Raw genomic sequence first — 17,445 nt, forward strand, 5'->3', positions numbered from 1 at the left:
CCGTCAGGCGGCCGTGGCGGTCTCCGCTTCCTCACGCGCCCCGCGCGCACGGGTCCGTGAGACCGCGACCCCCGCCAGGCAGAGCAGTCCGCCCGCGACGGTGAGCAGCGCGGGCACCTCGTCGAGCAGCAGCCAGGACATCAGCACCACCAGGGCGGGCACCGCGTACGTCGTCGCGCCCATCCGGCCCGCCGTGGTGCGCGCCAGCGCGTAGGCCCAGGTGGTGAACGCCAGCGCGGTCGGGAACACCCCGAGATAGATCATGTTCAGCGTGGCGGACACCGGGGCGTCCGCCGCCTCGGAGACCAGCACGCCGGTGAACGGCAGGCAGGCGAGCGTACCGATCAGGCAGCCGAACGTGGTGATCTGCAGCGGGGATCCGTGCCGCAGCGCCGGCTTCTGGATGACCACTCCGCCCGCGTACGAGAGTGCGGCCACCAGGCACAGGACCACACCGAGCACCGAGGAACTCCCGTGCCCGGACATCGAGAGACCGACGACGACGGCGCCCGCGAACGAGATCCCCATGCCCGTCAGCAGGCGGCGCGGCAGCCCCTCGCCGAGCAGCTTCGCCCCCAGCAGCGCCATCAGGATCGGGCCGACGTTCACGATCATGGCGGCCGTGCCCGCGTCGACCTGCTGCTCGCCCCAGTTGAGCACCACCATGTAGAGCCCGAACCAGAGCAGCCCGGAACCGATGATGCCGGGCCACGCGGCCCGCGACGGCAGCCCCTCGCGGCGTACGAGCAGGATCACGCCGAGGGTCAGGGTGCCGGCGAGCAGCCGGCCCAGCGCCAGTGCGCCCGGTGAGTACGCCTCACCCGCGCTGCGGATGGACACGAACGCGGAGGCCCACAGGAGGACGGTGGTGCACGCGGCGGCCGGGGCGCGCCAGTCCCGGCCGGTGTCCTGCGCGGCGGGGCGCGCTGTCGGAGTCGTCGTCATGGACCTGACGGTAGGCCGGGAACGCTTCGGGGCCCACCGAATTGTCAGCTCCCGTCAAGTGTCGCGGGCTGGATGCCCAGATGCTCCGACAGGGCGCGCAGCCCGGCGGGGGTGGGCCGTACGGCTCTGCCCGTCCCGACCCGTTCGCACCACCCCGCGTCCAGCACGTGCCGGCACAGGGCCGCGCCCGACGTGCCGGCCAGGTGCTGCCGCCGCTCGGTCCAGTCGAGGCAGCCGCGCGCCAACGGCCTTCGTGACCCGGTGGGGAGACCGATGCCGAGGGCGCCGAACCATTCCAGGCCCTCCTCGGTCAGGGCGAAGCCGGTGTCCTGCCGCAGCAGTCCGCGCTCGGTCATCGCGTCGGTGACGCGGATACCGAGCCGTCCGGCGAGGTGGTCGTAGCAGGTACGCCCCCGGGCCAGCGCGTGCTGGAGGCTCGCCTCGCGCAGCGTGCGCGGGAGTGTGCGCGCGCCCGGGTGGGCGTGCGCGGCCAGATCCTCGACCAGTTGCGCGATCCGGCCGTCAGCGATCCGGAGATAGCGGTGGCGTCCCTGGCGTTCCTCCGCGAGGAGTCCGCCACCGACCAGCTTGCCCAGATGCTCGCTGGCCGTCGAGGGGGCCACCCCCGCCGCGCGGGCCAGCTCCCCGGCGGTCCAGGCCCGGCCGTCGAGCAGGGCCAGGCAGAAGGAGGCGCGGGTCTCGTCGGCGAGCAGGGCTGCCAGCGCGGCGAGTAGGGGCGCGGCCGGATCGTGCGGTGTGGTGCGGGCCATGCGTCCAGGATGCGTCAGGCACCGTTCGGCGCGGGCCGAACGGTGCGCTCGACCGTCTGCTCGTACTGGAACGCGAGGCCGTCCAGCAGGGCCCGCAGCCCGGTCTCGAAGGCACCCTCGTCGACCTGCTGACGGCGGTCGGCCAGCAGGTGGGCCTGGCCGAGGTGGGGGTAGTCGGCCGGGTCGTACGCCGTCTCGTCGTCGACGAACCCGCGGGCGAAGGAGCCCAGCGCGGACCCGGTGATGAAGTAGCGCATCAGCGCGCCGATGTAGGTGGCCTGGGCGGGCGGCCAGCCGGCCCGGACCATGGCCCCGAAGACCGCGTCGGCCACCCGCAGGCCGGCGGGACGGCGGCCGGGTCCCTGGGCGAGCACCGGGACGATGTGCGGGTGCGCGGCGAGCGCGGCGCGGTAGGAGACGGCCCAGTCGTGCAGGGCGGCGGGCCAGTCGCGCGGGTCGTCCTCCTCGAACATCGACAGGTCGACCTGGGCGGACACGGCGTCGGCGACCGCGTCGAGGATCTCGTCCTTGTTCCGGAAGTGGTTGTAGAGCGAGGGTCCGCTGACGCCCAGCCCGGCGGCGAGCCGGCGGGTCGAGACGGCGTCCAGCCCCTCCGCGTCGACGAGGGCGCTCGCCGCCTCGACGATGCGGTCTCTGCTGAGGAGGGGCTTGCGCGGTCGGGCCATGCGGCACATAGTAGGGCCTGCAGGCTTAAAACTAGCAGTGCTAATTAAAAGTGGGGTGTCGCAGGATGAACCTGGAGCTGAGCGAGGAGCAGGACGCCGTCCGGCAGCTCGCCGAGGACTTCGTCGCGCGGGAGATCACCCCGCATGTCGTCGAATGGGACCGCGCCGAGAGCGTCGACAAGTCGATAGTGAAGAAGCTGGGTGCCCTCGGCTTCCTCGGACTGACGATCCCGGAGGAGTACGGCGGCTCCGGAGGCGACCATCTCGCCTACTGCCTGGTGACCGAGGAGCTCGGCCGCGGCGACTCCTCGGTGCGCGGCATCGTGTCCGTCTCGCTCGGCCTGGTCGCCAAGACGATCGCCTCCTGGGGCAGTGAGGAGCAGAAGCGGCAGTGGCTGCCGGAGCTCACCGCGGGCGAGGCCGTCGGCTGCTTCGGCCTCACCGAGCCGGGCACCGGATCCGACGCGGGGAACCTCGCCACGAAGGCCGTGCGTGACGGCGACGACTACGTCATCAACGGCTCCAAGATGTTCATCACCAACGGGACCTGGGCCGATGTCGTCCTGCTCTTCGCCCGCACCGGTGACACCCCGGGGCACAGGGGCGTCTCCGCCTTCCTGGTGCCGGCCGACGCGCCCGGCCTGACCCGGCGCACGGTCCACGGCAAGCTCGGACTGCGCGGCCAGGCCACGGCCGAACTGGTGCTGGAGGACGTCCGGGTCCCCGCCTCCACCCTCCTGGGCCCCGAGGGCAAGGGCTTCTCCGTCGCCATGTCCGCCCTGGCCAAGGGCCGGATGTCGGTGGCGGCCGGCTGTGTCGGCATCGCCCAGGCCGCGCTGGACGCGGCCGTGCGCTACGCGGGCGAGCGTGAACAGTTCGGCAAGTCCATCGCGGGCTACCAGCTCGTCCAGGAGCTCATCAGCGACATCTCCGTGGACGTCGACGCCGCCCGCATGCTGACCTGGCGCGTCGCCGACCTCGTCGACCGCGGACAGGACTTCGCCACCGCGGCGTCCACGGCCAAGCTCTTCGCCTCCGAGGCCGCGGTCCGGGCGGCCAACAACGCCCTGCAGGTCTTCGGCGGGTACGGCTACATCGACGAGTACCCCGTCGGCAAGCTGGTCAGGGACGCCCGCGTGATGACCCTGTACGAGGGCACCAGCCAGATCCAGAAACTGATCATCGGCCGGGCGCTCACGGGGGTGTCGGCCTTCTGATCCCGCCGTGCCGGTACCTCTTCTGAGTACCGCGTGAGTACGCCGGCGGATGCCGGCGTACTCCACCGCGGCGGATGCTGTGCCACATGAGTGAGACGACATCGGTCAAGCAGCAGAGCACCGCCGCCTTCTACGGGCAGGCCGTCCTCTCCTTCGGGGTGGCGACGGGCGCGGTGGCCCTCGGCATCTTCTTCCTCGACGCCGACGCCTGGGTGCGGGCCTTCCTCGCCATCGGCGTCCTCTACCTCGTCACGTCCTGCTTCACCCTCGCCAAGGTCATCAGGGACCGGCAGGAGGCGGGGCAGATCGTCAGCCGGGTCGACCAGGCCAGGCTGGAGAAGATCCTCGCCGAGCACGATCCCTTCCAGAAGCTCTGACGGCCTCACCCCGGGAGCGCTCTAAGCGCTTGCTCAGGTTCGGGGTATGGTGTTCGTCCTGCGGGCGAAAGGGGCATGTGGCGATGAGCACGGCGGAGGACACCGACGGCGAGGACACGCCGTGGGGCGAGGTGACGCCCGAAGCGGCACGGCGACTGCTCGTCGCCGCCGTCGAGGCCTTCGCCGAGCGCGGCTACCACGCGACCACCACCCGTGACATCGCCGGCCGGGCCGGAATGAGCCCCGCCGCGCTCTACATCCACTACAAGACGAAGGAAGAGCTGCTCCACCGGATCAGCCGGATCGGTCACGACCGCGCGCTGCGCCTCCTGGAGACAGCGGCCGACAGCGGTGGCACCGCGTCCGACCGGCTCGCCGACGCCGTCCGGTCCTTCGTCCGCTGGCACGCCGAGCGTCACACCACGGCCCGCGTGGTCCAGTACGAACTGGAGGCGCTCGGCGACGAGCACCGCGCGGAGATCGTGGCCCTGCGCAGGAAGAGCGACGCCGCGGTGCGCCGGATCATCAGCGAGGGGGTCCGGGCCGGCGAGTTCGACGTCCCCGACGTCCCGGGCACCACGCTCGCCGTGCTGTCCCTCTGCATCGACGTGGCGCGCTGGTTCAACGCGCAGGGCAGCCGGACTCCCGAGGAGGTCGGCACCCTTTACGCGGACCTCGTCCTGCGCATGGTGGGCGCCCAGAAGTGACGCCGGGCGCCCCCGCGGGCCCGGCGCACTCCGCACCGGCCCCGGACGGCGGCGCGCCTCAGAAGTAGTAGCGCGACACCGACTCCGCGACACAGGCCGGCTTGTCGCCGCCCTCGCGCTCGACGGTGACGAGGGCGGTCACCTGCACACCGCCCCCCGCCTCCTCGACGTCCTTGAGCACGGCCGTGGCGCGCAGCCGGGAGCCCACCGGGACGGTCGAGGGGAAGCGGACCTTGTTGGTCCCGTAGTTGATGCCCATCTTCGCGCCCTCGACCCGCAGGATCTGCGGGACGAGCACCGGCAGCAGAGACAGCGTCAGGTAGCCGTGCGCGATCGTCGTGCCGAACGGCCCGGCCGCGGCGCGCTCCGGGTCCACGTGGATCCACTGGTGGTCGCCGGTGGCCTCGGCGAACTGGTCGATCCTCTTCTGCTCGATCTCCAGCCAGTCGCTGTGACCGAGTTCCTGGCCCACCCCGTCCCGCAGTTCCTGTGCGGACGTGAAGATCTTCGGCTCTGCCATGTTCGTGGTCCCTGCCTTCCGGGCTGTCGGCCGCCCTCTCCGGGGCGATGTCTAAGCGCTTGCTCAGCATGGTTGGACCGCGCTTCCCTGTCAACGAGGGACCGCCCGGTTTCCGAAGTGGCGACAGGGGCCGAGGTGCGGCCATTAGGGTTCGGGGAGTGCCGCAGATCCCGCAGTCATACCAAGAACTCACCGTCGGCCAGCTCTCCGCCCGCAGCGGTGCCGCGGTGTCGGCCCTTCACTTCTACGAGTCCAAGGGGCTGATCAGCAGCAACCGGACCAGTGGCAACCAGCGTCGCTACACCAGGGACGCGCTGCGCCGTGTGGCGTTCGTCCGGGCGGCGCAGCGGGTGGGCATCCCCCTCGCCACCGTCAGGGAGGCGCTGGCCGAGCTGCCGGAGGAGCGCACGCCGAACCACGAGGACTGGGCCCGGCTCTCCAGGGCGTGGCGCTCGGAGCTCGACGAGCGGATCAAGCAGCTGGGGCGGCTGCGCGACCACCTCACCGACTGCATCGGCTGCGGGTGCCTGTCGCTGGACACCTGTGTGCTGTCCAATCCCGACGACGTCTTCGGTGACCGGCTGACCGGGTCGCGGCTCATGCCCGAGCGGGGTGCGGCGGACCGCACCTGAGCGAGGCCCCGCGCCGGGGGCCGGCCTGCTTGTTCCCCGCCCGTCAGGCCGCCGAGGCCAGCTCCCTCGTCCGCGCTCTTCTCGCCTCGGTCAGTGCCCCCGGTGTCAGGACGGGCCGGGGGACCACGATGCCGCACCCCGTGCAGACCGGTCCCGCCCACGGTTCGCGGTCCAGGTCCTGCCGCCAGACGATGCCTGTCCCCGTGCAGACCGGGCACGCCGCGCCGGGTTTCGCGCCCAGGGCCGAGATGAGCCGTCCCAGGACCTCGCCCAGAGGTGCGCTGGGATGGACCCCCGGGTCCTCGCAGTGTGCGATCCCGTTGCCGCCCCAGGTCCGCCTGTGCCAGTCGTCGAACGTTCCGGGCCTCCGCAGCCCGTCGTGCTTCTCGCGGCGCCGCCGCTCGGCGAAGCCCGCCTCGTAGGCGAGCCAGACGGCCCGCGCCTCCTCCAGTTCCTCCAGCGCCCGGACCAGCCGCCCCGGGTCGGGGGCCCTGTCCTCGGGTTCGATACCGTGCCGGGCGCACAGATGATCCCAGGTCGCCCGGTGACCGTAAGGGGCGAACCGCTCCAGGCATTTGCGCAGCGAGTACCGCCGCAAAGCCAGATCGCCCCGTGGATCGCGGACCTGTCTCGCAAGACTCCGGAAACCGGCCATGGCACTGCCACCTCCGTCGCTCGTACTTCGGCGTCAAGGGATGGACGTACGACTGCCCGGTTCGGCTCCATCCAAGGGTGAATTCCGTCCACGGAGTGAGATGGTCCACGTGAGGCCGTGCGGCGGCGTGTGACGATTCGGAAAAAGTGACTGATGTTCATCTTACCGGCGAGGCCTACCGCCAGTAACCTCCGGCGCATCGGCCACCCGGAGGAGCACGCATGCCCCCACGCACCCGCACGCTCAGAGCCGCCACAGTCGCGGCCGTTCTCGCTCTCGGTACGTCCCTGCTCGCCGCAGCGCCCGGCGCCGGGGCCGCGGAGCCGGAGCCCCTCGCCGTCACCGACCACTGCCTGGCCCAGTGTGCCGACATCCTGCCGCCCGGCGCGAACGGCAACGCCACGCTCGTGGAGATCCTCGGCAACAAGGCGTTCGGCACACACCCCGCGCACAGCGACGACCAGCTCGACCGCTACGACGCGCTGGTCGCCGGCCACACGGGCCTCACCGACCAGAAGCTGACCGACTTCTTCAACGACGCCTCCTTCGGGGTCGCCGCCGACCAGGTCGAGTCCACGACGAAGCCGCGCGAGGACGTCACGATCACCCGGGACAAGAAGAGCGGCGTCCCGCACATCAAGGGCACCACCCGCTACGGCACCGAGTTCGGCGCCGGGTTCGCCGCCGGGCAGGACCGGCTGTGGCTGATGGACCTCTTCCGGCACATCGGACGCGGCGAGCTGACGTCCTTCGCCGGGGGAGCACTCGCCAACCAGGGCCTGGAGCAGCAGTTCTGGCCGCAGGCCCCTTACACCGAGGCGGACCTCGAGGCCCAGGTCGAATGGATCAGGACCACGGAGGGCGCGCGGGGCGAGCAGGCGATGGCCGACGCGCAGGCCTACGTCGACGGCATCAACGCCTACCGGGTGAAGTCGAAGAACGGCCGCTACTTCCCGGGTGAGTACGTCCTCACCGGAAAGATCGACTCGATCACCAACGTCGGCGAGATCCAGCCGTTCGAGCTCACCGACCTGATCTCGATCGCCTCGGTCGTCGGCGGGCAGTTCGGCGGGGGAGGGGGCGGCGAGGTCCAGGCAGCGCTCTCGCTGCTCGCCGCCCAGCAGAAGTACGGGGTCCAGGAGGGCACCCGGGTCTGGGAGTCCTTCCGCCAGCGCAACGACCCCGAGGCCGTCCTCACCGTCCACGACGGCACCTCGTTCCCGTACGCGGGCAAGCCCGACAACGCCCGGGGCACCGCCCTTCCCGACCCGGGCTCGGTCACCCCCGAACCGCTGATCTACGACCGCACCGGCTCGGCCGGCACCGGCGCCAAGGCCCCCGTGAAGGCGCCCGCCGCCCTCGCCCCGCTCCAGGGCATGTACGACGACGGCGTGATCCCGGAGGGTTCGCTGCCCGGATCCGGTGAGGGCGCCCAGAAGCGCGGGATGTCCAACGCCCTCCTGGTCTCCGGCAAGCACACCGCGAGCGGCAACCCGGTCGCCGTGATGGGCCCCCAGACCGGTTACTTCGCCCCGCAGCTGATGATGCTCCAGGAGCTCCAGGGCCCCGGGATCAGCGCCCGCGGTGTCTCCTTCGCGGGTGTCGGCATGTACATCCAGATGGGCCGCGGCCAGGACTACGCCTGGAGCGCGACCTCCGCCGCCCAGGACATCACCGACACCTACGCGGTCGAGCTGTGCGAACCCGACGGCTCCGCGCCCACGAAGAGTTCCACGCACTACCGCGCCGACGGCGCCTGCAAGGCCATGGAGAAGCTGGAGCGCACCAACTCCTGGAAGCCCACCGTCGCCGACTCCACCGCCAAGGGCTCCTACCGCATGCAGGTCTGGCGCACCGACCACGGCATCGTCAGCCACCGTGCCACGGTGGGCGGAAAGCCTGTCGCGTACACCTCGCTGCGCACCACCTACCGGCACGAGGCCGACTCGATCATCGGCTTCCAGATGCTCAACGACCCCGCGGTCGTGACCGACGCCGCCTCCTTCCAGCAGGCGGCGAGCAACATCGACTACGCCTTCAACTGGTTCTACGCCGACTCGCGCACCACGGCCTTCTACAACAGCGGCATGAACCCGGTGCGCGCCGCCGGGGTGGACGCCGCCCTGCCGGTCAAGGCCGAAGAGGCGTACGAGTGGCGGGGCTTCGACCCGGCGGCCAACACCACCGACTACACCCCCTTCGCCGAGCACCCGCACTCCAGCGGCCAGGACTACTACATCTCCTGGAACAACCGTCAGGCCAAGGACTACTCCACCGCCGCGTTCGGCTTCGGCGCCGTACACCGGGGCGACCTGCTCGACGACAGGGTGTCCGCGCTGGTGGCGGCCGGCGGGGTGACCCGCGCGTCCCTCACCCGCGCCATGGAGGAGGCCGCCCTCACCGACCTGCGAGGCGAGCAGCTGCTGCCCGAACTCCTGAAGGTGCTGCGCTCCCAGCCGGTCACCGACCCGGCGCTCGACGCGGTGGTCCAGCAGCTCGACTCCTGGCGGGCCGCCGGCGCACAGCGCAAGGAGACCAGCCCCGGATCGCACACGTACACGCACGCCGACGCGGTACGGATCATGGACGCGTGGTGGCCGAAGCTGGTCGAGGCGGAGTTCCGTCCCGGCCTCGGCGACGGCCTCTACACGGCGCTGACCGCGAACCTCGCCACCGACGAGTCCCCCGCGGCCAGCCACGGACCGAGCGGGGCGCACAGCGGATCCGCGTTCCAGTACGGCTGGTGGGGCTTCGCCGACAAGGACCTGCGCCAGGTCCTCGGCCAGTCGGTCAAGGGCCCCCTGGCGAAGACGTACTGCGGCGGGGGCGACCTGAGCGCCTGCCGTTCCGCGCTGCTCAGCACCCTGAAGGAGGCGGCGGCCGCACCCGTAACCACGGTCTATCCGGGTGACGACAGCTGCAAGGCCGGCGAGCAGTGGTGCACCGACTCGATCGTGCACCGTCCGCTGGGCGGGATCTCGCAGAAGTCGATCCACTGGCAGAACCGCCCGACGTACCAGCAGGTCGTGGAGTTCCCCTCGCACCGCTGAGTCCGCCCGGCGGCCTCGACCGCCCTGCGGGCCGGGTTCCCCCGGCGCGCAGGGCGGTCCCGGCCCTCACCGGTACAGCAGATGTTCCTTCCGCGTCTTCCGGAACGCGGCGAGGTCGGCGGCCCAGGCACCCACCACCTCGTCCGTGTCCGCTCCCGCGTCGATCATCGTGCGGACCCGGGTGTTGCCCGTGAGCTTGTCGATCCAGTTGTCCGCCCGCCACGCGAATCCGCTCCACGTCCGCTTCGCCGTGACCAGCAGAGCGATACCGGTGCGTACGGGGTCGAACGCCTCCCGGTCCTGGACGTGCACCTGCACCCCGCCGACCGTCCTTCCCTGGAACTTGGAGAACGTCGGCGCGAAGTACGCCTCGCGGAAGGCCACTCCGGGCAGGTCCAGCGCGTTCGCGGCCGCCGCCCACCGGTGGTCGACGCCCTCCGCGCCCAGCAGTTCGAAGGGCCGCGTCGTGCCCCGGCCCTCGGAGAGGTTCGTCCCCTCGAACAGGCAGGTCCCGGAGTAGACCACCGCCGTCTCCGGCGTCGGCATGTTGGGGCTGGGCGGCACCCACGGCAGCCCCGTGGCGTCGAAGAAGTCCGCACGCCGCCACCCGGACATCTTCACGACGTCCAGCTCCACCGGACGGTCCGCCAGGAACTCCGCGTTGAAGAGGAGCGCCAGCTCCGCCACCGTCATGCCGTGCGCCTGGGAGATCTCCCGGCGTCCCACGAAGGTCGCGAAGGCCGGATCGAGCACGGGCCCCAGGGCCGCCCTGCCGGTGACCGGGTTGGGCCGGTCCAGGACGACGAGGCGCTTGCCCGCGAGCGCCGCCGCCTCCATGCAGTCGTACAGGGTCCAGATGTAGGTGTAGAACCGGGAGCCGGCGTCCTGGATGTCGAAGACCACCGTGTCCACACCGGACGCCGTGAAGACGTCGGCCAGCGGCTGCCCGCTCTTCAGATACGTGTCGTAGACCGGCAGCCCGGTCGCCGGGTCGTCGTACCGCCCCTCCGAACCGCCGGCCTGCGCGGTCCCCCGGAAGCCGTGCTCGGGGCCGAAGACCGCCGTCAGGTTCACCCGCTCGTCGGGGTGCATCACGTCGACGATGTGCCGGACGTCGGTGGTGATCCCCGTCGGGTTGGTGACGACGCCCACCTTCTGCCCGGCGAGCAGCCGGTACCCGTCGGCGGCCAGCCGGTCGAAGCCGGTACGGACCCGGGCACGCCCGGCTCCGTGGCCGGCGGCCACGGCCGTCCCCGGCCCGGCGGCGGTCGTCGCGAGGGCCCCCATCGCACCGCCGGCAGCCAGCAAACCACGCCTGGACAGGGTCATTCCGCTACCTCCATGATCGCGTCGACTGTCATGGTCACGCACGCTAGCGCGGGTGCGGGCCACACGGAACGGCCACGACTGGGCAGATTCCCAGTCCTGCCCCGAACCCCTTCCCCGATCACATACCGACTGGTTAGTCTGCCGAGGAGGACGGCTGAGAGAGGCGGGATCGATGAGTACGGTGCAGGGCGCTGGCGTAGTGGTGACCGGAGCCGGGGGCGGGATCGGAGCCGCTCTGGCCCGGAGATTCGCCGCGGAGGGCGCGCGGGTCGTCGTCAACGACCTGGACGGCGGCCGGGTGGAGGCGCTCGCCGAGGAGATCGGCGGCACCGTCGTCGCCGGGGACGCCTCCGGCATCGTGGACGCCGCTCGCGAGGCCCTCGGCGGCACGGTCGACGTCTACTGCGCCAACGCCGGCCTCGCGTCGGGCGGGGACGCCTTCGCCGAGGAGGACGTCTGGGCCGCGGCCTGGGACGTCAACGTCATGTCCCATGTGCGCGCGGCCAGGGCGCTGCTGCCGGACTGGCTGGAGCGGGGGAGCGGCCGCTTCGTGTCCACCGCCTCGGCCGCCGGGCTGCTGACGATGATCGGCGCCGCCCCGTACAGCGTCACCAAGCACGGAGCCGTCGCCTTCGCGGAGTGGCTCTCGCTGACCTACCGGCACCGCGGCGTGAAGGTTCACACGATCTGCCCCCAGGGCGTGCGCACCGACATGCTCACGGCCGCCGGTACCGCGGGCGACCTCGTGCTCGCGCCCACCGCGATCGAGCCGGAGGCCGTCGCCGACGCCCTGTTCGAAGCCATGGAACAGGACCGCTTCCTGGTCCTGCCGCACCCCGAGGTTGCCGGCTACCACCGTGCCCGCGCCAAGGACCCCGACCACTGGCTCGGCAGCATGAACCACCTGCAGCAGAAGTGGGAGGAAGCCGGAGCATGACCGACTCGATCTACGCGGCGAAGCCCTGGACGGCCCTCCTCAGTGAGGCGCAGCTCGCCCCCGTGCACCCCGCCGAGACCGTGGTCCACGCCTTCCGGGCGGCCGTCGGGCGCGCCCCGGAGCACACCGCCCTCGCCTATTTCGACGGACGCCTCAGCTACCGCGAGACCGACGGACTGTCGGACTCCGTTGCAGGGCACCTCGCCGCCGAGGGGCTGCGGCGCGGCGACCGCGTGGCGATCATGCTCCAGAACACCCCGCACTTCGTCCTCGCGCTGCTCGGCGCGTGGAAGGCCGGGGCGACCGTCGTCCCGCTCAACCCGATGTACAAGTCCGGCGAGGTCGGTCACGTACTGAAGGACGCCGAGGTCACCGCGCTGATCTGCTCCGACCGCGCCTGGGAGTCCTACCTCCGGGCCACCGCCGAGGCCGCCCCGAGCGTGACGATCGCACTCACCGCCTGCGAGCTCGACCTCCAGTCGGCCGACGACCCGCGCGTGCTCGGCTTCGGACGGCTCCCCGCGCCCGGCCCCGACGACCTGGCCCGCGACCTGGTGGCCGTGGCGCGCGGCGGACTCGCCGCGCCGGCCGGCCGCGAGCTCACCTCGGGGGACACGGCCCTCATCAGCTACACCTCCGGGACGAGCGGCACCCCGAAGGGAGCCATGAACTCCCACGGCAACATCATGGTCAACGCCGAGCGGCAGCGGGCGGGCCACCCCATCGACGAGGGCTCCGCCTACTTCGCCCTCGCCCCGCTCTTCCACATCACCGGCATGGTGTGCCAGCTCGCCGCCTGCGTCGCCAACGCGGGCACCCTGGTCCTGGCCTACCGCTTCGAGGCGAGCGTCGTCCTGGAGGCCTTCGCGGAGCACCGGCCGGCCTACACCGTGGGGCCGTCGACCGCCTTCATGGCGCTCGCGGCGCACCCGGATGCCACCCGGGACCACTTCGCCTCCTTCGAGGTCATCTCCTCGGGCGGCGCGCCCCTCCCGCCCGCGCTGGTCGAGAAGTTCCGCGACGGCTTCGGCCCGTACATCCGCAACGGCTACGGACTCACGGAGTGCACCGCGCCCTGCGCCTCGGTCCCGCCCGAGCACGAGGCGCCCGTGGACCCGGTCTCCGGAACCCTCTCCGTCGGCGTCCCGGGACCCGACACCGTGGTCAGGATCATCGACGAGAAGGGCGACGACGTCCCCTTCGGTGAGCAGGGCGAGATCGCCGTGCGAGGGCCGCAGGTCGTCTCCGGCTACTGGAACCTGCCCGAGGCCACCGAGGCCGCCTTCCCCGACGGTGAGCTGCGCACCGGGGACATCGGCTTCATGGACACGGCGGGCTGGCTCTACGTCGTGGACCGCAAGAAGGACATGATCAACGCCTCCGGCTTCAAGGTCTGGCCCCGGGAGGTCGAGGACGTCCTCTACACCCACCCGGCGGTCCGTGAGGCGGCCGTCGTGGGCGTTCCCGACGCCTACCGCGGGGAGACGGTACGTGCCTACGTCAGCCTGCGGCCGGGCGCCGGGGCCGAACCGGGCGAGCTGAGCGCCTACTGCAAGGAACGGCTCGCCGCGTACAAGTACCCGCGTGAGGTGGAGATCCTGACCGAGCTCCCGAAGACGGCGAGTGGGAAGATCCTCAGGCGGGAACTGCGTTCCCCCCGGTAGAACAGTTCACGCACGGTACGAGAGGGCAGGTGGCGGCAATGGCCAAGGCGACGGACGGGGACGGTGCGCCCGTCCCCCAGAGGCTGCTGGCCGCCGCCACCCGGCTCTTCGCGGAGCGCGGCTACGACCGCACCTCCGTCCAGGAGATCGTCGAGGCGGCGGGCGTCACCAAAGGCGCGCTCTACCACTACTTCGGCTCCAAGGAGGACCTCCTCCACGAGGTCTACGCCCGGGTGCTGCGGCTCCAGCAGGAGCGGCTCGACGCCTTCGCGAACGCGGAGGCGCCGGTCGAGCGGCGGTTGCGCGACGCCGCGGCGGACGTGGTCGTCACCACCATCGAGAACCTCGACGACGCCTCGATCTTCTTCCGCTCCATGCACCACCTGAGCCCGGAGAAGAACAAGCAGGTACGGATCGAGCGCCGCCGCTACCACGAGCGCTTCCGGGCCCTGATCGAGGAAGGGCAGCGGGCCGGGGTGTTCTCCACGGCGACCCCGGCCGACCTGGTGGTCGACTACCACTTCGGCTCGGTCCACCACCTGTCCACCTGGTACAGCCCGGACGGCCCCCTCAGCCAGCAGGAGGTCGCGGACCACCTGGCCGACCTGCTGCTGAGGGCCCTGCGCCCCTGACGGCGTCCCCGGCGCCCGCCCGGCCGTCGGCCAGCTGCTCCAGCAGCGCCCCGGCCGCCGGATCGCGCGGTGCGGGGGACCGGCCCACCCGCACCACCGTCCGCCCCGGATCGGGCTGACGGACGCTGATGCACGGCAGCCCGCCCTCCTCACCGATACGGCGTGGCACGATCGCCCCGCCGATCCCCGTCCTGACGAGATCGACGAGCAGCCGGATCTGGGTGACGTCGCAGGTGATCGCGCGTTCCAGACCGCAATGGTCGGCCAGCCTGCGCACGGCGGTCTCCAGACCGGTGCCCGCCCGGAAGTCCACGAACGGTTCGTCGGCGAGATCCCTGATCAGCGTGCGCCCGGCGCTCGCCAGCGGATGGCCCGGTGCGGTGATCAGCACGAGCTCCTCGTGCCAGGTGGCGAACGCGGTGATCCATGGAAGCGACGGGCAGGAGGGTCTACTGAACCACGGCATGGCGGAGGACTACGAGATACCGCTGGAGCAGTTCCCGGTCGAGTCCGTCGGCCTCTGACAGCGCCCCGCGTGTCCGATATACGGACTGTGCTGTCCGAATCCCGCCCTTGACGGTACGCGGACATTCCTTGAGCATCGGGGGCGCACTGGCACCGCCAGCTCCAGGCCCCGGTCGTGCACGGCCGGGGACCCCCGCACGTTCCGTCAGTCCCCGAACGGAATCCGGAGCCTTCGATGAACCTCGCCCGCCTCAGATCAATTCCCGTGGCCGCGCTCGCGGCCGCCGCCCTGCTGACGACCGCGGCCCCGGCCGTCCAGGCCGCTCCCGCGGCCGTCGCCGCGGCCCCCGACATCCCGCTCGCCAACGTCAAGGCGCACCTCACCCAGTTCCAGTCGATCGCCACCGCCAACGGCGGCAACAGGGCCCACGGGCGCGCCGGTTACAAGGCCTCGGTCGACTACGTGAAGGCCGAGCTGGACGCCGCCGGATACACCACGGCGCTCCAGCAGTTCACCTCCGGCGGCGCCACCGGATACAACCTGATCGCCGACTGGCCCGGCGGGGACCCCAACCAGGTCCTCATGGCCGGCTCCCACCTCGACTCGGTGACCTCGGGCGCCGGGATCAACGACAACGGCTCCGGATCGGCGGCCGTGCTGGAGACCGCCCTCGCCGTCTCACGGGCGCAGCTCGCACCGGACAAGCACCTGCGCTTCGCCTGGTGGGGCGCCGAGGAGCTGGGGCTCGTCGGATCGAAGTACTACGTCAACAACCTGGCCACCACCGAGCGCGCCAAGCTCGCCGGCTACCTCAACTTCGACATGATCGGCTCGCCCAACCCCGGCTACTTCGTCTACGACGACGACCCGGTGATCGAGCAGACCTTCAAGGACTACTACGCCGGTCTGTCGATACCCACGGAGATCGAGACCGAGGGCGACGGCCGTTCCGACCACGCCCCGTTCAAGAACGTGGGCGTGCCGGTGGGCGGACTCTTCTCCGGCGCGGACTACACGAAGACCAGCGCCCAGGCCCAGAAGTGGGGCGGCACCGCCGGCCAGGCCTTCGACCGCTGCTACCACTCGTCGTGCGACACGGCCACGAACATCAACGACACGGCCCTGGACCGCAACAGCGACGCGGTGGCCCACGCGGTGTGGGCCCTGTCCGCCGGGACGGTCACCCCGCCCACCGGAACCGTCTTCAGCAACGCCGCCAACGTGGCCGTGCCCGACAACGGTGCCGCGGTGACCTCCTCGGTCGCGGTCACCGGCCGAACGGGTAACGCCCCGTCCGCGCTCCAGGTCGGGGTCGACATCAAGCACACCTACCGCGGCGACCTCGTCGTCGACCTGCTCGCACCCGACGGGACCGCGTACCGCCTGAAGAACTCCAGCAGCAGCGACTCGGCCGACAACGTGATCGCGACGTACACGGTCAACGCGTCGAGCGAGACCGCCAACGGGACCTGGAAGCTGCAGGTGCGGGATGTCGCCGCGCAGGACACCGGCTACGTCGACAGCTGGCAGCTCACCTTCTGACCCGCGGCCGGGGCCCGTGCGCGGCATCCGTGCACGGGCCCCGCAGCCCGAACCCGCCGGGGAGGCGCCGCACCCGGCGCCTCCCCGCACCGGGTCAGAGGTACTTCTTGATCTCGCGCCGCGCCAGCGACCGCTGGTGCACCTCGTCGGGTCCGTCCGCCAGCCGCAGCGTCCGGGCCGAGGACCAGAGCTCGGCCAACGGGAAGTCCTGACTGACCCCGCCGGCGCCGTACAGCTGCACCGCCCGGTCGAGGATGTCGCAGACCGCGCGCGGTGTGGCGATCTTGATCGCCTGGATCTCCGTGTGCGCCCCGCGGTTGCCCACCGTGTCCATCAGCCAGGCCGTCTTCAGCACCAGCAGCCGCAGTTGCTCCACCGTCACCCGGGCGTCCGCGATCCAGTTCTGCACGACGCCCTGCTGGGCGAGCGGCTTGCCGAAGGCCGTACGTGCCACGGCCCGACGGCACATCAGCTCGATCGCGCGCTCGGCCATTCCGATCAGCCGCATGCAGTGGTGGATGCGTCCCGGACCCAGCCGCGCCTGCGCGATGGCGAAGCCGCCGCCCTCCTCGCCGATCAGGTTCGCGGCGGGCACCCGTACGTCGCCGAAGACGACCTCGGCGTGGCCGCCGTGGGGGTGGTCCTCGTAGCCGTACACCCGCATCGCGCGGCGCACCTCGAGGCCCGGGGTGTCACGCGGGACGAGGATCATGGACTGCTGGCGGCGGATGTCCTCGTTGTCCGGGTCGGTCTTGCCCATCACGATGAAGACCGCGCAGTCCGGGTTCATCGCCCCGGAGATGTACCACTTGCGCCCGTTGATCACATAGGAGTCGCCGTCGCGCGTGATGCGGGTCTCGATGTTCGTCGCGTCCGACGAGGCCACCTCCGGCTCCGTCATCGCGAAGGCCGAGCGGATCTCCCCGGCCAGCAGCGGCTCCAGCCACTGCTTCCGCTGCTCCTCGGAGCCGAACTGGGAGAGCACCTCCATGTTCCCGGTGTCCGGGGCCGCGCAGTTCAGCGCCGTCGGGGCCAGGTGCGGGCTGCGGCCGGTGATCTCCGCCAGCGGGGCGTACTGCAGGTTCGTCAGCCCCGCCCCGTACTCCGCGTCCGGGAGGAAGAGGTTCCACAGCCCCCGCCCGCGCGCCTCCGCCTTGAGGTCCTCCACGATCCGCGGGGTGTCCCAGGGGGACGCCAGGAGCGCGCGCTGATGCTCGGCGACCTCCTCGGCGGGGTGGACGTGCTCGTCCATGAACGCGAGCAGCTTCGTGCGCAGCTCTTCGGTACGTGCGTCGAATGCGAAGTCCACGGGGTGA

17 protein-coding genes are annotated in these 17,445 nt (G+C 71.5%); 9 read left to right on the forward strand and 8 right to left on the reverse strand.

Annotated elements, in window-relative coordinates; genetic code table 11:
- Positions 1-3: 3 nt before the first annotated feature.
- From LWJ43_RS26825 to LWJ43_RS26835, 3 genes are read right to left on the reverse strand one after another with little or no spacing between them, the layout of a single operon-like run.
- Entirely contained in the window at positions 4-945 is a 942-nt protein-coding gene (locus LWJ43_RS26825) for a DMT family transporter (protein ID WP_277334761.1), read from the reverse strand.
- Between the two features lie 44 nt (positions 946-989).
- Positions 990-1,715, reverse strand: a complete 726-nt coding sequence (locus tag LWJ43_RS26830; RefSeq protein WP_277334762.1) for an ArsR/SmtB family transcription factor — start codon at positions 1,713-1,715, stop codon at positions 990-992.
- A 14-nt stretch (positions 1,716-1,729) separates the two neighbouring features.
- Entirely contained in the window at positions 1,730-2,401 is a 672-nt protein-coding gene (locus LWJ43_RS26835; protein ID WP_277334763.1) for a TetR/AcrR family transcriptional regulator, read from the reverse strand.
- 65 nt (positions 2,402-2,466) lie between these two features.
- On the opposite strand from LWJ43_RS26835, the gene LWJ43_RS26840 reads away from it, so the two are divergent.
- The 3 genes from LWJ43_RS26840 (at position 2,467) to LWJ43_RS26850 (ending at position 4,702) form a co-directional block, all read left to right on the forward strand.
- Positions 2,467-3,618: an acyl-CoA dehydrogenase family protein gene (locus LWJ43_RS26840; RefSeq protein WP_277334764.1), complete on the forward strand. Its 1,152-nt coding sequence runs from the start codon at positions 2,467-2,469 to the stop codon at positions 3,616-3,618.
- A gap of 86 nt (positions 3,619-3,704) precedes the next feature.
- The gene (locus LWJ43_RS26845) at positions 3,705-3,995 is read left to right on the forward strand and encodes a YiaA/YiaB family inner membrane protein (protein ID WP_277334765.1); all 291 of its coding nucleotides are present in this window, start codon (positions 3,705-3,707) and stop codon (positions 3,993-3,995) included.
- Between the two features lie 83 nt (positions 3,996-4,078).
- Complete coding sequence (locus LWJ43_RS26850; RefSeq protein WP_277334766.1) at positions 4,079-4,702, forward strand: TetR/AcrR family transcriptional regulator; 624 nt, start codon at positions 4,079-4,081, stop codon at positions 4,700-4,702.
- 58 nt (positions 4,703-4,760) lie between these two features.
- Here the strand turns inward: LWJ43_RS26850 and LWJ43_RS26855 are convergent, their stop codons facing one another.
- A complete protein-coding gene (locus LWJ43_RS26855) occupies positions 4,761-5,222 on the reverse strand; it encodes a MaoC family dehydratase (protein ID WP_014157137.1) in 462 nt (153 codons plus the stop codon).
- A 158-nt stretch (positions 5,223-5,380) separates the two neighbouring features.
- On the opposite strand from LWJ43_RS26855, the gene soxR reads away from it, so the two are divergent.
- On the forward strand, positions 5,381-5,854 hold the full coding sequence (soxR, locus tag LWJ43_RS26860) for a redox-sensitive transcriptional activator SoxR (RefSeq protein WP_277334767.1): 474 nt from the start codon (positions 5,381-5,383) through the stop codon (positions 5,852-5,854).
- A 43-nt stretch (positions 5,855-5,897) separates the two neighbouring features.
- Here soxR and LWJ43_RS26865 read toward each other — a convergent pair whose 3' ends face one another.
- Positions 5,898-6,509 carry a hypothetical protein gene (locus LWJ43_RS26865; RefSeq protein WP_277334768.1) on the reverse strand — a complete coding sequence of 204 codons (612 nt, stop codon included), beginning with the start codon at positions 6,507-6,509 and terminating at the stop codon, positions 5,898-5,900.
- 221 nt (positions 6,510-6,730) lie between these two features.
- Between LWJ43_RS26865 and LWJ43_RS26870 the strand changes: the two genes are divergently transcribed.
- Entirely contained in the window at positions 6,731-9,559 is a 2,829-nt protein-coding gene (locus LWJ43_RS26870; RefSeq protein WP_277334769.1) for a penicillin acylase family protein, read from the forward strand.
- A 66-nt stretch (positions 9,560-9,625) separates the two neighbouring features.
- On the opposite strand, the gene LWJ43_RS26875 is transcribed toward LWJ43_RS26870, so the two are convergent.
- A complete protein-coding gene (locus LWJ43_RS26875; RefSeq protein ID WP_277334770.1) occupies positions 9,626-10,888 on the reverse strand; it encodes an exo-beta-N-acetylmuramidase NamZ family protein in 1,263 nt (420 codons plus the stop codon).
- Between the two features lie 172 nt (positions 10,889-11,060).
- Here LWJ43_RS26875 and LWJ43_RS26880 point away from each other — a divergent pair, with 172 nt between their 5' ends.
- From LWJ43_RS26880 to LWJ43_RS26890, 3 genes are read left to right on the forward strand one after another with little or no spacing between them, the layout of a single operon-like run.
- Entirely contained in the window at positions 11,061-11,825 is a 765-nt protein-coding gene (locus LWJ43_RS26880; protein WP_277334771.1) for an SDR family oxidoreductase, read from the forward strand.
- The gene (locus tag LWJ43_RS26885) at positions 11,822-13,489 is read left to right on the forward strand and encodes an AMP-binding protein (protein ID WP_277334772.1); all 1,668 of its coding nucleotides are present in this window, start codon (positions 11,822-11,824) and stop codon (positions 13,487-13,489) included. Before LWJ43_RS26880 ends, LWJ43_RS26885 begins: the two co-directional genes overlap by 4 nt.
- Positions 13,490-13,527: 38 nt before the next feature.
- Positions 13,528-14,121, forward strand: a complete 594-nt coding sequence (locus LWJ43_RS26890; RefSeq protein WP_277334773.1) for a TetR/AcrR family transcriptional regulator — start codon at positions 13,528-13,530, stop codon at positions 14,119-14,121.
- Here the strand turns inward: LWJ43_RS26890 and LWJ43_RS26895 are convergent.
- Positions 14,060-14,512 (reverse strand): LysR substrate-binding domain-containing protein, encoded by a 453-nt coding sequence (locus LWJ43_RS26895; RefSeq protein WP_277334774.1) that lies wholly within the window; start codon positions 14,510-14,512, stop codon positions 14,060-14,062. The two genes, LWJ43_RS26890 and LWJ43_RS26895, sit on opposite strands and share 62 nt — an antisense overlap.
- Before the next feature lie 309 nt (positions 14,513-14,821).
- Between LWJ43_RS26895 and LWJ43_RS26900 the strand changes: the two genes are divergently transcribed.
- A complete protein-coding gene (locus tag LWJ43_RS26900) occupies positions 14,822-16,129 on the forward strand; it encodes a M28 family metallopeptidase (RefSeq protein WP_277334775.1) in 1,308 nt (435 codons plus the stop codon).
- Between the two features lie 94 nt (positions 16,130-16,223).
- Here the strand turns inward: LWJ43_RS26900 and LWJ43_RS26905 are convergent, their stop codons facing one another.
- Positions 16,224-17,438 carry an acyl-CoA dehydrogenase family protein gene (locus LWJ43_RS26905; RefSeq protein WP_277334776.1) on the reverse strand — a complete coding sequence of 405 codons (1,215 nt, stop codon included), beginning with the start codon at positions 17,436-17,438 and terminating at the stop codon, positions 16,224-16,226.
- Between the last annotated feature and the right edge of the window lie 7 nt (positions 17,439-17,445).

Origin of the sequence: Streptomyces sp. JH34, from assembly GCF_029428875.1 — a bacterium.
In the GTDB taxonomy this organism is placed as follows: Bacteria; Actinomycetota; Actinomycetes; order Streptomycetales; family Streptomycetaceae; genus Streptomyces.

Excerpts from the sequence above, each read along its gene's own strand:
- LWJ43_RS26825 (WP_277334761.1), bottom strand. The coding sequence starts at position 945 with ATGACGACGACTCCGACAGCGCGCCCCGCCGCGCAGGACACCGGCCGG.
- LWJ43_RS26830 (WP_277334762.1), bottom strand. The coding sequence starts at position 1,715 with ATGGCCCGCACCACACCGCACGATCCGGCCGCGCCCCTACTCGCCGCG.
- LWJ43_RS26835 (WP_277334763.1), bottom strand. The coding sequence starts at position 2,401 with ATGGCCCGACCGCGCAAGCCCCTCCTCAGCAGAGACCGCATCGTCGAG.
- LWJ43_RS26840 (WP_277334764.1), top strand. The coding sequence starts at position 2,467 with ATGAACCTGGAGCTGAGCGAGGAGCAGGACGCCGTCCGGCAGCTCGCC.
- LWJ43_RS26845 (WP_277334765.1), top strand. The coding sequence starts at position 3,705 with ATGAGTGAGACGACATCGGTCAAGCAGCAGAGCACCGCCGCCTTCTAC.
- LWJ43_RS26850 (WP_277334766.1), top strand. The coding sequence starts at position 4,079 with ATGAGCACGGCGGAGGACACCGACGGCGAGGACACGCCGTGGGGCGAG.
- LWJ43_RS26855 (WP_014157137.1), bottom strand. The coding sequence starts at position 5,222 with ATGGCAGAGCCGAAGATCTTCACGTCCGCACAGGAACTGCGGGACGGG.
- LWJ43_RS26865 (WP_277334768.1), bottom strand. The coding sequence starts at position 6,509 with ATGGCCGGTTTCCGGAGTCTTGCGAGACAGGTCCGCGATCCACGGGGC.
- LWJ43_RS26870 (WP_277334769.1), top strand. The coding sequence starts at position 6,731 with ATGCCCCCACGCACCCGCACGCTCAGAGCCGCCACAGTCGCGGCCGTT.
- LWJ43_RS26875 (WP_277334770.1), bottom strand. The coding sequence starts at position 10,888 with ATGACCCTGTCCAGGCGTGGTTTGCTGGCTGCCGGCGGTGCGATGGGG.
- LWJ43_RS26880 (WP_277334771.1), top strand. The coding sequence starts at position 11,061 with ATGAGTACGGTGCAGGGCGCTGGCGTAGTGGTGACCGGAGCCGGGGGC.
- LWJ43_RS26885 (WP_277334772.1), top strand. The coding sequence starts at position 11,822 with ATGACCGACTCGATCTACGCGGCGAAGCCCTGGACGGCCCTCCTCAGT.
- LWJ43_RS26890 (WP_277334773.1), top strand. The coding sequence starts at position 13,528 with ATGGCCAAGGCGACGGACGGGGACGGTGCGCCCGTCCCCCAGAGGCTG.
- LWJ43_RS26900 (WP_277334775.1), top strand. The coding sequence starts at position 14,822 with ATGAACCTCGCCCGCCTCAGATCAATTCCCGTGGCCGCGCTCGCGGCC.